At 64.1% G+C, this 13028-nt stretch carries 10 protein-coding genes and 1 tRNA gene; 7 read left to right on the top strand and 4 right to left on the bottom strand.

Annotated elements, in window-relative coordinates:
- Window positions 1–25 precede the first annotated feature (25 nt).
- Together VGU00_RS02400 and proC are read left to right on the top strand one after the other, a co-directional pair.
- Window positions 26–1696: an alkaline phosphatase family protein gene (locus tag VGU00_RS02400; protein WP_327465112.1), complete on the top strand. Its 1671-nt coding sequence runs from the start codon at window positions 26–28 to the stop codon at window positions 1694–1696.
- 21 nt (window positions 1697–1717) lie between these two features.
- Window positions 1718–2548: a pyrroline-5-carboxylate reductase gene (gene proC, locus VGU00_RS02395; protein WP_327465110.1), complete on the top strand. Its 831-nt coding sequence runs from the start codon at window positions 1718–1720 to the stop codon at window positions 2546–2548.
- A 1-nt stretch (window position 2549) separates the two neighbouring features.
- Here proC and VGU00_RS02390 read toward each other — a convergent pair whose 3' ends face one another.
- The gene (locus VGU00_RS02390; RefSeq protein WP_327465108.1) at window positions 2550–3062 is read right to left on the bottom strand and encodes a MarR family winged helix-turn-helix transcriptional regulator; all 513 of its coding nucleotides are present in this window, start codon (window positions 3060–3062) and stop codon (window positions 2550–2552) included.
- Window positions 3063–3240: 178 nt separating this feature from the next.
- Here VGU00_RS02390 and VGU00_RS02385 point away from each other — a divergent pair, with 178 nt between their 5' ends.
- Both VGU00_RS02385 and VGU00_RS02380 read left to right on the top strand, forming a co-directional pair.
- Window positions 3241–4326 carry a branched-chain amino acid aminotransferase gene (locus VGU00_RS02385; protein ID WP_327465106.1) on the top strand — a complete coding sequence of 362 codons (1086 nt, stop codon included), beginning with the start codon at window positions 3241–3243 and terminating at the stop codon, window positions 4324–4326.
- A gap of 55 nt (window positions 4327–4381) precedes the next feature.
- Window positions 4382–4456 (top strand) — tRNA-Gln (locus VGU00_RS02380).
- Window positions 4457–4615: 159 nt separating this feature from the next.
- Here the strand turns inward: VGU00_RS02380 and VGU00_RS02375 are convergent.
- The 3 genes from VGU00_RS02375 to VGU00_RS02365 all read right to left on the bottom strand — a co-directional run bounded on the left by VGU00_RS02375 (window position 4616) and on the right by VGU00_RS02365 (window position 8609).
- On the bottom strand, window positions 4616–6895 hold the full coding sequence (locus VGU00_RS02375; RefSeq protein WP_327465104.1) for a TonB-dependent receptor: 2280 nt from the start codon (window positions 6893–6895) through the stop codon (window positions 4616–4618).
- 226 nt (window positions 6896–7121) lie between these two features.
- Window positions 7122–7571 (bottom strand): hypothetical protein, encoded by a 450-nt coding sequence (locus VGU00_RS02370; RefSeq protein WP_327465102.1) that lies wholly within the window; start codon window positions 7569–7571, stop codon window positions 7122–7124.
- 60 nt (window positions 7572–7631) lie between these two features.
- A complete protein-coding gene (locus tag VGU00_RS02365; protein ID WP_327465100.1) occupies window positions 7632–8609 on the bottom strand; it encodes a hypothetical protein in 978 nt (325 codons plus the stop codon).
- Between the two features lie 461 nt (window positions 8610–9070).
- Between VGU00_RS02365 and VGU00_RS02360 the strand changes: the two genes are divergently transcribed.
- The 3 genes from VGU00_RS02360 to VGU00_RS02350 all read left to right on the top strand — a co-directional run bounded on the left by VGU00_RS02360 (window position 9071) and on the right by VGU00_RS02350 (window position 12776).
- Complete coding sequence (locus VGU00_RS02360) at window positions 9071–10579, top strand: carboxylesterase/lipase family protein (RefSeq protein WP_327465098.1); 1509 nt, start codon at window positions 9071–9073, stop codon at window positions 10577–10579.
- 35 nt (window positions 10580–10614) lie between these two features.
- On the top strand, window positions 10615–11943 hold the full coding sequence (locus tag VGU00_RS02355; RefSeq protein ID WP_327465096.1) for a glycoside hydrolase family 1 protein: 1329 nt from the start codon (window positions 10615–10617) through the stop codon (window positions 11941–11943).
- A 128-nt stretch (window positions 11944–12071) separates the two neighbouring features.
- A complete protein-coding gene (locus VGU00_RS02350; protein ID WP_327465094.1) occupies window positions 12072–12776 on the top strand; it encodes a TetR/AcrR family transcriptional regulator in 705 nt (234 codons plus the stop codon).
- The last annotated feature ends 252 nt before the right edge of the window (window positions 12777–13028 follow it).

Below are 13028 nucleotides of genomic sequence, written 5' to 3'. Positions count from 1 at the left end.
ACCCCTCTTTCTGGAGACGCCGTCCGTGAAGCTGAAATATCTGACCACCGCGCTGGCGGCTACGCTTTGTCTGACCGGCGCGGGCGCCGGACTCGCACAGGATTCGGCTGCTCCGACAACCCGGATTACTGCCGCGTCGCCCCCGCCGAAGCTGGTGGTGATGATCGCCGTCGACCAGTTTTCGGCCGACCTGTTCGCCGAATATCGTGGCCATTTCACAGGCGGTCTCGCGCGGCTGGCGTCGGGTATCGTGTTCCCCTCGGGGTATCAGGCGCACGGCGCGACCGAAACCTGCCCGGGCCATTCGACCATCCTGACCGGAAACCATCCGGCGCACACCGGGATCGTCGCGAACCATTATTTCGATCTGTCGGCGGCGCGCGCGGACAAGCGCATCTATTGCGCCGAGGACGAAAGCGTGCCCGGCACGGACTCGGGCAACGGCAAATATGCACCGTCGGTGGGTCACCTGCTCGTGCCGACGCTCGGCGATCTGATGAAGGCGCGCGATCCGAAGGCGCAGGTCGTGTCGGTGTCGGGCAAGGATCGTTCGGCGATCATGATGGGCGGGCGTCAGGCCGACGAGCTGATGTGGCTCGCGCCCACCGGCCTCACCAGCTATCGCGGCACGACCCTGTCGCCGACCGCGCAGCAGGCAAGCGCCGCGATCGCGGCGGCGATCAACCAGCCGCGCCCCGCGCTGACGCTGCCCGCCGATTGCACGACGCACGACATCGCGATCCCGGTCGGCGACAAGGGCGCGACGGTCGGCACCGGCCGGATGGCGCGCGATGCCGGCGACTTCCGCCGCTTCATGGCGTCGCCCGAAGCCGACGGCGCGGTGCTCGCGACCGCCGCGGCGCTGCGCCAGGCGCGCAAATTGGGCGAGGGGAGCAGCACCGACATCCTGATCCTCGGGCTGTCGGCGACCGACTATGTCGGCCACAGCACGGGCACCGAAGGCAGCGAGATGTGCATCCAGATGGCGGGACTCGACCGCGAGCTGGGCGATTTCTTTGCGCGGCTCGACGCGACGGGTATCGACTATGTCGTCGCTCTCACCGCCGATCATGGCGGCCATGACCTCCCCGAACGCAATCGCCAGAACGCCTGGCCCGACGCACAGCGCGTCGATCGGGCGCTCGATCCCGAAGCGATCGGCAAGGCGGTCGCCGAAAAACTCGGCCTGCCCCAGCCCATTCTCTATGGCGACGGCGGCGATTATTATCTGGCCAAGACGCTGACCGCGGCGCAGCGCAAGGCGGCGCTCGCCGAGCTTCTCCCGCGCCTGCGTGCGCATCCGCAGGTCGAAGCGGTGGCGACGCGCGAGGAACTCGATGCGCATCCGATCTCGAAGCGCGCACCCGATACGTGGAGCCTGATGGACAAGCTTCGCGCCTCCTACAATCCGCAGCGGTCGGGCGATTTCATCATCGCGCTGAAACCGCGGGTCACCCCGATCCCCGAAGCGGGCATCGGATATGTCGCGACCCATGGTTCGGTGTGGGATTATGACCGCCGCGTGCCGATCCTGTTCTGGCGCAAGGGGCTCGCCGGATTCGAACAGCCGAATGCGGTGATGACGGTGGATATCATGCCGACGCTGGCGTCGGTGATCGGCCTTCCCGTCGATGCGGGCAAGATCGACGGCCGCTGTCTCGACCTGCTGTCGGGTCCCGAGACCAGCTGCCGGTAAAAGACAAGAAAAGAAGGACCTATGAGCAAAGCATTGCGGAATTTCTTCGGCCGGCTCCTGTTGGTCGGCTGCGGCAATATGGCGGGCGCAATGCTCGATCGCTGGCTGGCGGCCGGGCTCGACCCGGCGCTGGTCGCGATCGTCGATCCGTTCGCGGCGCCGCGGAGCGGCATCGTCCAGCACGCCACGCTCGGCGATTGGCGGGCGGCGGGCGGCAATGCCGACTGGATCATGCTCGGCATGAAACCGCAGCAACTGGGCGAGGTCGCCGACATGCTGGCGCCGCTCGCGACGGGGCAGGTCCACCTCCTTTCGATCCTCGCCGGCGTGTCGCTGGCCGATCTTGCCGCGCGCTTCCCCGACGCCGGCGCACAGGTGCGCATCCTGCCCAATCTCGCCGCGCGCATCGGTGCGGGCGTGTCGGCGGTCGCGACGCTCGGCGAGGCTGATGACAAGGCAATCGACGCGCTGCTCGATCCGCTCGGCCAGACCGTGACGCTCGCCGACGATTCGACGATGGATCTCGTCACCGCCTTTACCGGCAGCGGTCCCGCCTTCGTGTTTCGCCTGATCGAATCCTATGCTGCGGCGGGCGAGCGGCTTGGCCTTTCGGCCGAGGATGCATTGAAGCTCGCAACCGCGACCTTCGGCGGCGCCACCGCCCTGCTGGCCGAGAGCGGCGAAAAGCCGGGCGTCCTGATCGCGCAGGTGGCGAGCAAGGGCGGCACGACGCAGGCCGGGCTCGACGTCCTCGACAGCGACGGCCAGCTCGCCGCCTTGTTGACCAATGTCCTGCGTGCGGCGCGCGATCGCGGGCGCGAACTCGCCGATATCGCTCGGGGCGAAGGCTGACCTAATCGGCTTCCTTGCCGAGCGCCGCGATCCGGCGGCGCTCGCGCGGCGGAACCAACGCCTCGCTGACCTGCCAGAATCCCGTCACCGCCTGCTGGCCCGCATGGGTATAGGCGCGGCTCATCGTGTCGCGCAGCACCGTAAAGATCGCGCTCTCCGCCGCGCGCCCGGCGTCGGTCAGGCGCAGCTCCTTTGCGCGCCGGTCGCGATTGCCCGGCCGTGTCGTCAGATATTCGCGTGCTTCCAGCTCTTTCACGACGCGGCCGAGCGACTGCTTGGTGATGCCGAGCAGCGCCAGCAAGTCCGAAATCGTCAGTCCCGGTTGCCGCGCGATGAAGTAGAGCGCGCGGTAATGCGCGCGGCCGAGCTCCTTTTCGGCGAGCCGCGCATCGATCGCGCGCCACAATGACGCATGCGCGAAAAAGAGGAATTCGATGCCGCGCCGCACCTCGTCTTCGCGCAAGAAAAGGGCAGATGCTGCGGGTACTTGTGAAAGAAAATTTTCATCCGGCATAGTCGCTACCGTTGCGCGCCATGCCCGTCTTTGGCAAGAGGCGCGCTCCATAAACCCGCTGGAGCGGCGGTTTCGATGGAATCGAAAGCATCGCTCCAGCTTCTTTGTTCTACCGCGTTTTCCGGGTCATCAGGCGGTTCCGCCTGACTGGAAAACGCTCTGATACAGGTGTTTTCGCATGTCCGTTCCCGCCTTCACCCATCTGCCGCACCCCAATCTGATCGCGGACGATGTACGGGCGGCGGTGATCGCCGATCCGGCGTTCGGGCGCGTCTTCACCGATCATATGGTATCGATCCGATATACCGAGGGGCAGGGTTGGCACGACGCGCAGGTGATGCCGCGCGGCCCGCTGTCGCTCGACCCCGCGACCGCAGTGCTCCACTATGCGCAGGAAATCTTCGAAGGGCTGAAGGCGTACCGCCTCGACGATGGCTCGATGGCGCTGTTCCGGCCCGAGGCCAACGCCGCCCGCTTCAATGCGAGCGCGCGCCGCATGGCGATGGCCGAACTGCCGGAGGAGCTGTTCATCGCGGCAGTGAAGGAAGCTGTCGCCGCCGACGCGCACTGGTTCCCGCCGGTCGATGGCGGTGCGCTGTATCTGCGCCCCTTCATGTTCGCGAGCGAAGTGTTCCTGGGGGTGAAGCCCGCAGCCGAATATCAGTTCCTCGTCATCACCTCCCCGGTCGGTAATTATTTCAAGTCGGGCGCGCCCGCGATCTCGCTCTGGGTGTCTGAGGATTATACCCGCGCTGCGCCCGGCGGCACCGGCGCCGCCAAATGCGGCGGCAACTATGCCTCCAGCCTCGTCGCGCAGCGCGAAGCGATCGCAAAGGGGCACGACCAGGTCGTCTTCCTCGACGCCGCCGAGCACCGCTGGATCGAGGAACTCGGCGGCATGAACATGTTTTTCGTTTTCGACGACGGCAGCATCGTCACACCGCCGCTGACCGGCACGATCCTGCCCGGCATCACGCGCGATGCGATCATCACGCTGGCGCGCGATGCCGGCCTGACGGTCCGCGAAGAGCCCTATGCGATCGATCAGTGGCAGGCCGATGCGGAGAGCGGAAAGCTGACCGAAAGCTTCGCCTGCGGCACCGCCGCCGTCGTTACGCCGGTCGGCAAAGTCACCCGCGGCGAGAGCAGCTTCACTATCGGCGCCGGCGGTCCGGGGCAGGTCACCGAAATGCTCAAGGGCAAGCTCGTCGACATCCAGCGCGGCCGTGCGGCCGACCCCCATGGCTGGGTCACGCGGCTTTAAGTCTCCAACTTGCCATTCATGGGACGGGCGCTATAGACGCGCTCGCACCGGCCGTTGGGGCGTAGCCAAGCGGTAAGGCAGCGGTTTTTGGTACCGCCATGCGCAGGTTCGAATCCTGCCGCCCCAGCCAGCCGGTGGACGAACAATCGAAATATAGGGGTATTTTGGCCGTTGTTGTGACGGCTCGGGGTTGCGTCGGTTGGCGCCGGCGCATCGAATAAAGCCGGCCCATATCCGGAAGCGGTCATTGGTCTTGCGATCACAACCGCCAGCGTCGCGCTCCAGTGCCTCAGAAGCGGGCGCTTGCCCGCAGGCCGATCGTCCGGACCGAATTATATCCCCATTGCTGGGCAGTCGTGGTCACACGGCGCAAAACCTGGTCGACATTGTCGTAGAAGATCGCCGTCGGGACCAGTTCGTTCGTGCAATTTTTGCAGAAGAGCGAAAGCTCGAAGCCGGATGCCAGGCGGACGCCGATGCTTGCGCCGAAGATATCGGTGGGGCCAAGCGCGGTGAACGGCGAATTGTTCGCCGAATAATTGACCGAAGAGCGATGATTGTAGCTTCCCTCGATGAAGGGGACGGCTCCGCCGGTTTCCGGAAATTCGTAAATGGCCTGCACCGTTGAGGTAAAGCGCGCGGATGCGGGCGTGCGCAGCCCGGCGGCGTCGAATGTGCCGTTCGCGGCGCATCCCGTCTGCCCGAGATAGCAGGCCGCGCCGACATAGGATCGAAACTTCGAATCCAGCAAGGTTGCGCCGGCGTTGAGGGTCAGCCCGCCGCCGGGCTTGATCACGGCGGTTGCCTCGATGCCCTGCGCCCGGACCCTGCCCGCGTTGCCCACGGCGGTGACGCCGGTGCCGACGTTCAGCGCCTGCACCTGGAAATTCTTGAAATCCTCGCGGAACATCGAAAGGTTGAGCAGCAGGCGGCGGTCGAAGAGCATCGACTTGATCCCGAACTCGATGTCCGCGACCGTTTCGGGAAGGATCGCCAGATCCTGGTCGGCGACGGCGAAAGTCGGGTTGAACGACGGCCCCTTATAGCCCCGGCTGTAGGTCAGATAGGTCGTGATGTCGGGCGACAGCTCATATTGGGCGCCGAGTTTCCAGCTGAAATTGGTCGTCTTGAACGTCTGGCGTGCCGGAGGCGTGCGCGGTCCCAATGTCGTGCCATAGGTGCGGTCGTTCTGGCGCGTATTGATCGTGATATAATCGTTGGTCACGCGGCCGCCCGCGATCAGCTGGAAGGCGTCGGTCAGGTGAAACTGAAACTGGCCGAAGGCGGCCAGGCTGCGCAGCGTCTGGCGATAGGTCGCGTCGCGGCCCAGCGCGTTGGGAACGCTGCTGCCCGCCGACCCTTGAAGCACGGTCGCGGTATTGAGTTCCGAATAGAAGCCATAGACGCCGATCTGGCCGTCGAGCTTGCCGCCCGGTGCGATGGCGAGACGCAGTTCGTTCGAATATTGATTATAGTCGCTGTCATTCTCGTTGATGTTGAGAAGGCTGGCGCTGGTCCCGTCGCTGTCGATGGCGAGCGAAAGGTTGAACGCGCGCCACGCTGCGATATTGTTGAGCGTCAGCCCGTCGCCGAGTTCGAAGGTCGAATTGAGCGAAACGCCATAGGTGTCGACGCTGCGATAGCCGTCGCCGTCCGATCCATATTGCAGATTGCCGGGGCCGGCGACGATGCCATCGCGCGTCTCCAGAACAGGGCGGATCGCGCTACCGGTTGCCGCGACCGAACGATAGGTGCGGTCGAACACGCCGCCGACACCGCGCTCGCGGCTATAGTCGCCGATAAGATAGAAGCTGACGCCCGGCGAAGGCTCGACGAGCAGTTTGGCCTTCACGGCTGTCCGCTTCTGGTTGGCATCGAAACGGCCGGGCGATCCCGCGACCATGTCCGCGATCGGGCTCTGGTTCGAATGCAGCGCGTTGATGCGCAGCCCGACCGTTTCGGACAGGGGGAGGTTGACCGTGCCCTTGAGGATCAGGCCCGAGCCATCGCCAGGAACCTTGTCGCGGTGGTTCGCCTCGAGGCTGAGATTGCCTTCGGTACGGCTGAGGTTAGGCCGGTTGCTGACGATATTGAGCAAGCCGGCCGAGGCGTTGCGGCCGAACAACAGTCCCTGCGGACCCTGCAGGACTTCGACACGCGCGACGTCGTCGAGAATGCCGTTGCTCATGAACAGCGGTACGCCCAGCGACACCTCGTCGACCGAAACGCCGACGCTGGAATCGATGTTCGGATTGAACACCATGCTGCCGACGCCGCGGATACTGAAACTATTGTCCCCGCCGACCGACAGGCTGGGGACGGCGAGCGAGATCTGCGCGAGGTCGTTGAGCCCGCGCGACGCGAGGTCGCTCCCGCTGACGACCGTCACCGCAATCGGGACATCCTGAAGATTCTGGCTCGAGCGCTGGGCGGTGACGATGATTTCATCGATCTTGTCGCCGTCGGACGAACTATCTTCCGGCTGCTGCGATTGCGCGAAGGCCGGCTGCGCCGAAAACAGGGTGACCACGGTGGCCAGGATCAGAGTCCGCGTGACATTCTTGTTCATGATGGTCCTCTCCGGGATCGGCTGCTGCGGCAACCTGATTTCGACAGCCTCGTTCGGGCTGGCGGCTAGGTGCCTCCTCGCATCCGATTCTGTCAATAAAATTCATTTATTATTTAATGAAGATGTCTTCGAGCGATGCGAATATGCATCTAAGCTTATGTTTATAAATGAATTATCTTGAATTTACGCGACTTGCCTGGAACAAGGGGAGTCGCACTTTCTTGCGCTATGGCCGGAGTTTCGCGCTTCCGTCGCACAGCTTGGCGATCCCTGCGAACTGCGCGCTGCCATCGTCCGTTGCGAGCATCTGGACCTCGGCGACCCAGACGAAGCGCCGGTAGAAAGACGCCGACGACAGGCGCACCTCGCCGCACACAACCTGATTCCGGGCGTCTGCCGATCGGACGTTGCGGAACGTCGCGCCCGGATCCTGAAAGGTGGCCGCAATACGCGGATCGGGGAGCGGCGGTGCGATGTCGGCGGTCGTAGGTGTGGCGCTGCGGGGAACGGCGCGGACGGTCGGAGATTGCTCCGCTGCGGGGAGTTGTACGATATGCGAGGCGGAGCCTTCTTCATCGCCGTGGTGGGGCCGAAGCCACCACCATGCGAGAACGGCGAGCAGGGCCGCGACGAGTGCGCTGGCCACGCGGCCCGCGCGCGGCGGGTGGGCAATCATGAGCTCATCCTCCTCATATATGCGTGCGCACCGCCGCGCCCGCGGCGGCGCGCGGCAGGATCAGGGCACGTTGCTGAGTTGGCTGTGCCAGGCATTGGCAGAGAAAAATTCGCCGGTGCGGCTTCGGAACGCCGCGCCGGCCTCGGCTGATCCCTGTAGTTGCCAGGCGAGCCAGGCGGTGGGGTAGCCGCGATAGCCATAGACGCCGAAGGTGCAGGTCAGGGTCACGCCGAGCGCCGCCGATCCGCAGTCGGGTTTGCCCAATATGTCATTGTGGTTCGCCAGCTTGACGAGTCCCTTGGCCTTCATCAGCCCGGGAGGGGTCGCGTTGTAATAAGCGGTGAGCGAGTTGAGCGGATTGTTCCCCAGTTGCCAATCGGGTGAAATGAGTGCGTCGAGGGTGCCGCCGACATAGAAGATCGACCCTGACGTCGCGGCCTTGAGGTCGGGCGTCAAAAGGCACAGATCGGCGGGCGAGCACCATAGCTGGGCGGGCAGCTGGAACGCGATCGATGTCCGTATCGCGCCTTTCGACTTGAGCATCGCGTTGACCGCGCCGGTGGCGCCCTGCGAATGCCCGCCGACCCCGACACGGCCGAAATTGATGCGCCGGAACAGGGGGCTGCCGGGAACCGATGCCTGCGACCGCAGATAGGCGAGCGAGTCGAGAACCGTATCGCCATAGCCGGTCTTGCCGTCGCGCGTCGCGATGACGACGAACCCCCAACTTGCGAAATGCGACAGGAGATATTCGTAGACCTCCTTGCCGACGGGGACGTCGGAGGTGCCATTCGCCCACAGCAGCACGGCGCGCGGGCGGCCACGGGCGATGTCGGAGGGATACCAGATTTCGCAGACATTGCCCTTGCGATCGCAGGCGGCGGACGACGTCATATGGACGGCGGTCGCCGGGCCTCTCGCGTCATATCTGGTCTCGATCTGGCCGGTGGGCGGGTTGGGGGCGGCATCGGCGCTGGCCGTACCAATGCAGCTCAGGCCCAGAACAACGGCTGCGACTTCACTCTTGTGTCGAAACATGCGGCGTCTCCTGCTGGATCGCTGGAACAGGCAGCGAGGCGGCGCGATCAACCGCCCCCTGTTCGGCTTCAGGAAGGCGAGCGGACCCACTCTCGCGGCGCTGGCGGGGGTAAGTCGAAATGGACGCGGAAGAATGGCGCAGCGCGAAGGGCTGCGGCACCGCAAATGCGGTTCATGGCCAAAGGCTCTCTCCCAAATTTATATATTAATTGTTGTATGAATGAATGTACCTGCTTTTTCGATCGCGTCAATATGTGGCGAGCTTGGCCACTGCATCAGGAGGTCCGGCGCTCTCCAATATATTCATTAATATACTAATGAATATATTGACGGGTTGGCGGGCTTGTTGCAGGATGGGCTGTCTCTCGATGCGTGCGCGTCCTTGATCATGCGCCGATCGGGAACTGCAATGGACGGTTCCCCGCAAAAATGCGGGGATCAGATCCGACGATGGGAGATTGATGATGAGGCATATGCTGTTCGCATTGCTGTTGGGCGTGTCGATCACGACCGCTGCTTCCGCGCAAACATCGGCCCGTACCGACACCGGTCAGGTCGCGGGTGTGGCGGATGGGACGGTCATTTCCTTCAAGGGTATTCCCTACGCGGTGCCGCCCGTGGGGCCGCTACGCTGGAAAGCGCCCGAACCGGCCCCAAGCTGGGCCGGTGTGCGGGACGCCAAGGCATATGGCAACGCCTGTCCGCAACTCGAGCGCAAGGAAGCCTGGGCGCAGGTCGGGCCGCAGAGCGAGGATTGCCTGTTCCTCAACGTCTGGCGGCCGGCAAAGCCGGGCAAATATCCCGTGATGGTTTTCCTGCACGGTGGCGGTTTCGTCTATGGCGCGGCGGGCGTGCCGCTTTACGAGGGGACGGGACTGGCGGCGCGTGGCGCGGTCGTCGTCACGATAAATTATCGCCTCGGCCGGCTCGGCTATTTCGCGCATCCGGCGCTGACCCGCGAAGACCCCGACGGCAAGCTCGGCAATTTTGGCGTCATGGACCAGATCGCGGCGCTGGAGTGGGTGAAGCGCAATATCGCGAGCTTCGGCGGCGACCCCGGCAATGTCATGCTGTTCGGCGAGTCTGCCGGGGCGGGCGCGGTGCAGATATTGATGGGATCACCGGCGGCGGCGGGCCTGTTCCATAAGGCGGCGTCGCAATCGGGCTCGGGCAGTACCGTGCTGGCGCCGATCCGCGGCGGGGCGATCAATGCCGAAATGCTCGGCCAGAAATTTACCGACGAGCTGGGCCTGAAGGACGCAACCGCCGCGCAGCTTCGCGCGATTCCGGTCGCCGAAATCATCAAGGCGCGCGCCTTTCCCTTCATCGACGGCAAGGTCGTGACGATGAGCCCCGGCGAAGCCTTCTACAAGAACAAGCAGATGCGTATTCCGCTGATCATCGGTTCGAACTCGAATGAATCGAGCCTCGGCGGCATGACCGAAGCGACCGCGAAGATGGTGCTGGGCAGTGCTTTTCCCGAACTTCATGCGGGCTATGTCGCGCTGACAGGCAAGTCGTCCGACGCCGCCGCGGTCGATCTCGCAGAGGGCCTGGGTTTCGTCCTGCCGTCGATTGCGGTCGCTGACCAGCATGCCGCGACGGGTAACAAGGCGTTCGCCTATTTCTTCGACCAGGTGCCGGTCGACCAGCGGGCGGCCGCCGCGGGAACCGACCATGGCGGCGAACTCGAATATCTGTTCGGCAACAAGGCGGCCGAGCATCGCTGGGACGCCGAGGATCTGAGGGTGTCGAAGCAGATGGGTGACTATTGGGTGCGCTTCGCCACGACGGGGGATCCCAATGGCAAGGGCGCGGTGCGCTGGCCCGTCGTGACGGCACCCCCGACCGACTATCTTGTTATCGACGCCAAGCCACGCGCGGCCCGGCTCGCGCCGGTCGAGGAAAAGGCAAAGGCGGCGGCCATGGCGGCGGCGATCAGGACATGGACCGCGCCCGCGGCCCCTTGACCGCCCATCCCGGCAACAGAGTTTCAGGAGAGAGTATGACTATCGTTTCGAACCGGCCGACCCGACGACAGGTTTTCGCGGGCGCGGCCGGACTGGTCGCCGCCGCTGCCACGACTCCGGCCAGCGCAATGGCGGCCGGTCGCACGGCGCCCAAGGGTTTTTTGTGGGGCACCGCTATCTCGGCGCACCAGAGCGAGGGCGGCAACACCGCGTCGGACAGCTGGCTGCTCGAGACGAACAAGCCGACGGCCTTCGTCGATCCTTCGGGCGATGCCTGCGACAGCTATCACCGTTATGAGGAAGACCTCGATATCGCCGCATCGCTGGGGCTCAACTGCTATCGCTTCGGGATCGAATGGGCGCGGATCGAACCCGCCGAGGGCATGTTTTCCGAAGCCGCGCTCGACCATTATGCCCGTGTGCTGGAAGCGTGCCGCGCGCGCGGGCTGATGCCGATGGTCACCTATAATCACTTCACCGTGCCCTTGTGGTTTGCGATGCGCGGCGGCTTCGAGGTCGCCGACGGTGCCGACCTGTTCGCGCGTTTCTGCGGCCGTGCGACCGAGCGGCTGGGGCCGCTGATCGGCATGGCGACGACGTTCAACGAAGCGAATATCCTCGGGCTTCGCAAGGTAATCCCGCGCTTCGCGAGCGACGCGGCAGCGGAAAATGCGCGGGCGATGATCGCCGCCGCGGCGAAGCGCACCAATTCGCCCAATTTCTCGTCGATGCTGTTTGGCGACCCGGACAAGATCGACAAGGTCATGCTCGACGCGCATGCGAAGGGCTATGCGGCGATCAAGGCGGCGCGGCCGGACTTGCCGGTCGGGGTGACGCTCTCGATGCAGGAAATCCAGGGCGTCGGCGAAGGTCATCGCGGCAAGGAAGCCGAGCAGACGATGTATGGCGGCTGGCTCGATGCCGCGCGCCGGTCCGATTTCGTCGGGGTCCAGACCTATTCGCGGCTGCGCATCGGTCCGAACGGGCTGCTGCCGCCGACCCCCGGCGCCCCGCTGACCGACATGGGGTATGAGAATTATCCGCCCGCAGTCGGGCACACGATCCGTTACGCCGCCGAGCATATCGGCAAACCGCTCTATCTGACCGAAACCGGGATCGGGACCACCGACGATGCCGCACGGGTTGCCTTCATCAAAGCGACAATGGACGAGGTCAGCAAATGCATCGACGACGGGATCGAGGTGAAGGGTTATCTCTATTGGTCGCTGCTCGACAATTTCGAGTGGACGTCCGGCTATGCCAAGAAGTTCGGGCTGGTCGAGGTCGACCGCAGGACTTTCAAGCGAACGCTGAAACCGAGCGCGCACTATCTTGGCATGCGCGCCAAGGCCAACCGGATATGATCGGCCTTTCCTTCGGGCGTTGAGCGCGCAGGGTCCGGGAATCGAAGCGAAACAGGATGCGCCTGTCCATTGCGCTCTTGCCGCGGTGAGGTTTGGAACCTTACCTGTGCGGCAACGGAGGAATGGACATGGCGACAAGCGAACCGAAGCCGAAGCGCCGCACGAAGGCCGAGCAGCGCGAACAGAGTCTGAAACAGATTCTCGACGGCGCCGAATATCTTTTTTCGCGGCGCGGGCTCTACGGAGTGACACTCAAGGACGTTGCCCAGCGCGTCGGCGTGCATACCTCGCTGCTCCATTATTATTTCGCGGACAAGAAGGAGCTGTTCGACGCAGTCTTCTCGCGACGGGCCGAGGTGACGACCGAGCGGCGCATGCGGATGCTCGACGAATATGCGCGCGCGTGCGGGGACAATCCGACGGTGGAGGGCGCGCTCCGCGCCTTTCTCGACACCGATCTCGATCTCTATATCACGGGCGGCGAAGGCTGGCGGAATTACGCGGCATTGGGGGCCCAGGTCGCGAATACGCCCGAATGGGGCGCGGAGCTTTTCGACCAGCATTTCGACATTGTCGTCCTCAAGCTGATCGACCTTCTGAAGCGGGCGCTCCCCGAATGCGAGGAAGAGGATATCTTCTGGGGCTATAATTTCGTGACCGGCGCGCTGGTTCTGACGCTCGCCCGAACCGGACGGATCGACCAGTTGTCAAAAGGTCTCTGCCGATCGGATGATTTCGTTGCGGTGAAGGCGCGGATGACGACGTTCATGACCGGGGGGTTCATAGCCCTATGTGAGCAACGCGTGCGCGACAGGGCCATCGTGCAAGGATAGCGGTCGCAGCCGGTCGATCGCCTCGCCTCGATCGACCCGTTCATCGGCAAGGTACGTCGCGCCGCAGGGATGCGGCGCGCGTGATTCGCGCCCACAAGATTCCCGAATTGGGCTTCATCGTGAAATTGATAAGCCTTTTATGCATTCATCAGGCGCGGTGGGCAGGACAAAAACCGCCAATTTCAGCCTTTTCTTCGAATGAAAGTTATTCATTCATATATTAATGACCATTGACAGTTGAAGATAATCGGC

The organism is Sphingopyxis sp. (assembly GCF_035944815.1).
Classification (GTDB): Bacteria; Pseudomonadota; Alphaproteobacteria; order Sphingomonadales; family Sphingomonadaceae; genus Sphingopyxis.
The sequence above is the reverse complement of the archived record's forward strand: the minus strand, read 5'-3'. Positions and strand labels throughout refer to the sequence as shown.

What these genes read in the sequence shown, in the direction of transcription:
- proC (WP_327465110.1), top strand. Translation starts at nt 1,718, where the DNA reads ATGAGCAAAGCATTGCGGAATTTCTTCGGCCGGCTCCTGTTGGTCGGC.
- VGU00_RS02390 (WP_327465108.1), bottom strand. Translation starts at nt 3,062, where the DNA reads ATGCCGGATGAAAATTTTCTTTCACAAGTACCCGCAGCATCTGCCCTT.
- VGU00_RS02385 (WP_327465106.1), top strand. Translation starts at nt 3,241, where the DNA reads ATGTCCGTTCCCGCCTTCACCCATCTGCCGCACCCCAATCTGATCGCG.
- VGU00_RS02375 (WP_327465104.1), bottom strand. Translation starts at nt 6,895, where the DNA reads ATGAACAAGAATGTCACGCGGACTCTGATCCTGGCCACCGTGGTCACC.
- VGU00_RS02370 (WP_327465102.1), bottom strand. Translation starts at nt 7,571, where the DNA reads ATGATTGCCCACCCGCCGCGCGCGGGCCGCGTGGCCAGCGCACTCGTC.
- VGU00_RS02365 (WP_327465100.1), bottom strand. Translation starts at nt 8,609, where the DNA reads ATGTTTCGACACAAGAGTGAAGTCGCAGCCGTTGTTCTGGGCCTGAGC.
- VGU00_RS02360 (WP_327465098.1), top strand. Translation starts at nt 9,071, where the DNA reads ATGATGAGGCATATGCTGTTCGCATTGCTGTTGGGCGTGTCGATCACG.
- VGU00_RS02355 (WP_327465096.1), top strand. Translation starts at nt 10,615, where the DNA reads ATGACTATCGTTTCGAACCGGCCGACCCGACGACAGGTTTTCGCGGGC.
- VGU00_RS02350 (WP_327465094.1), top strand. Translation starts at nt 12,072, where the DNA reads ATGGCGACAAGCGAACCGAAGCCGAAGCGCCGCACGAAGGCCGAGCAG.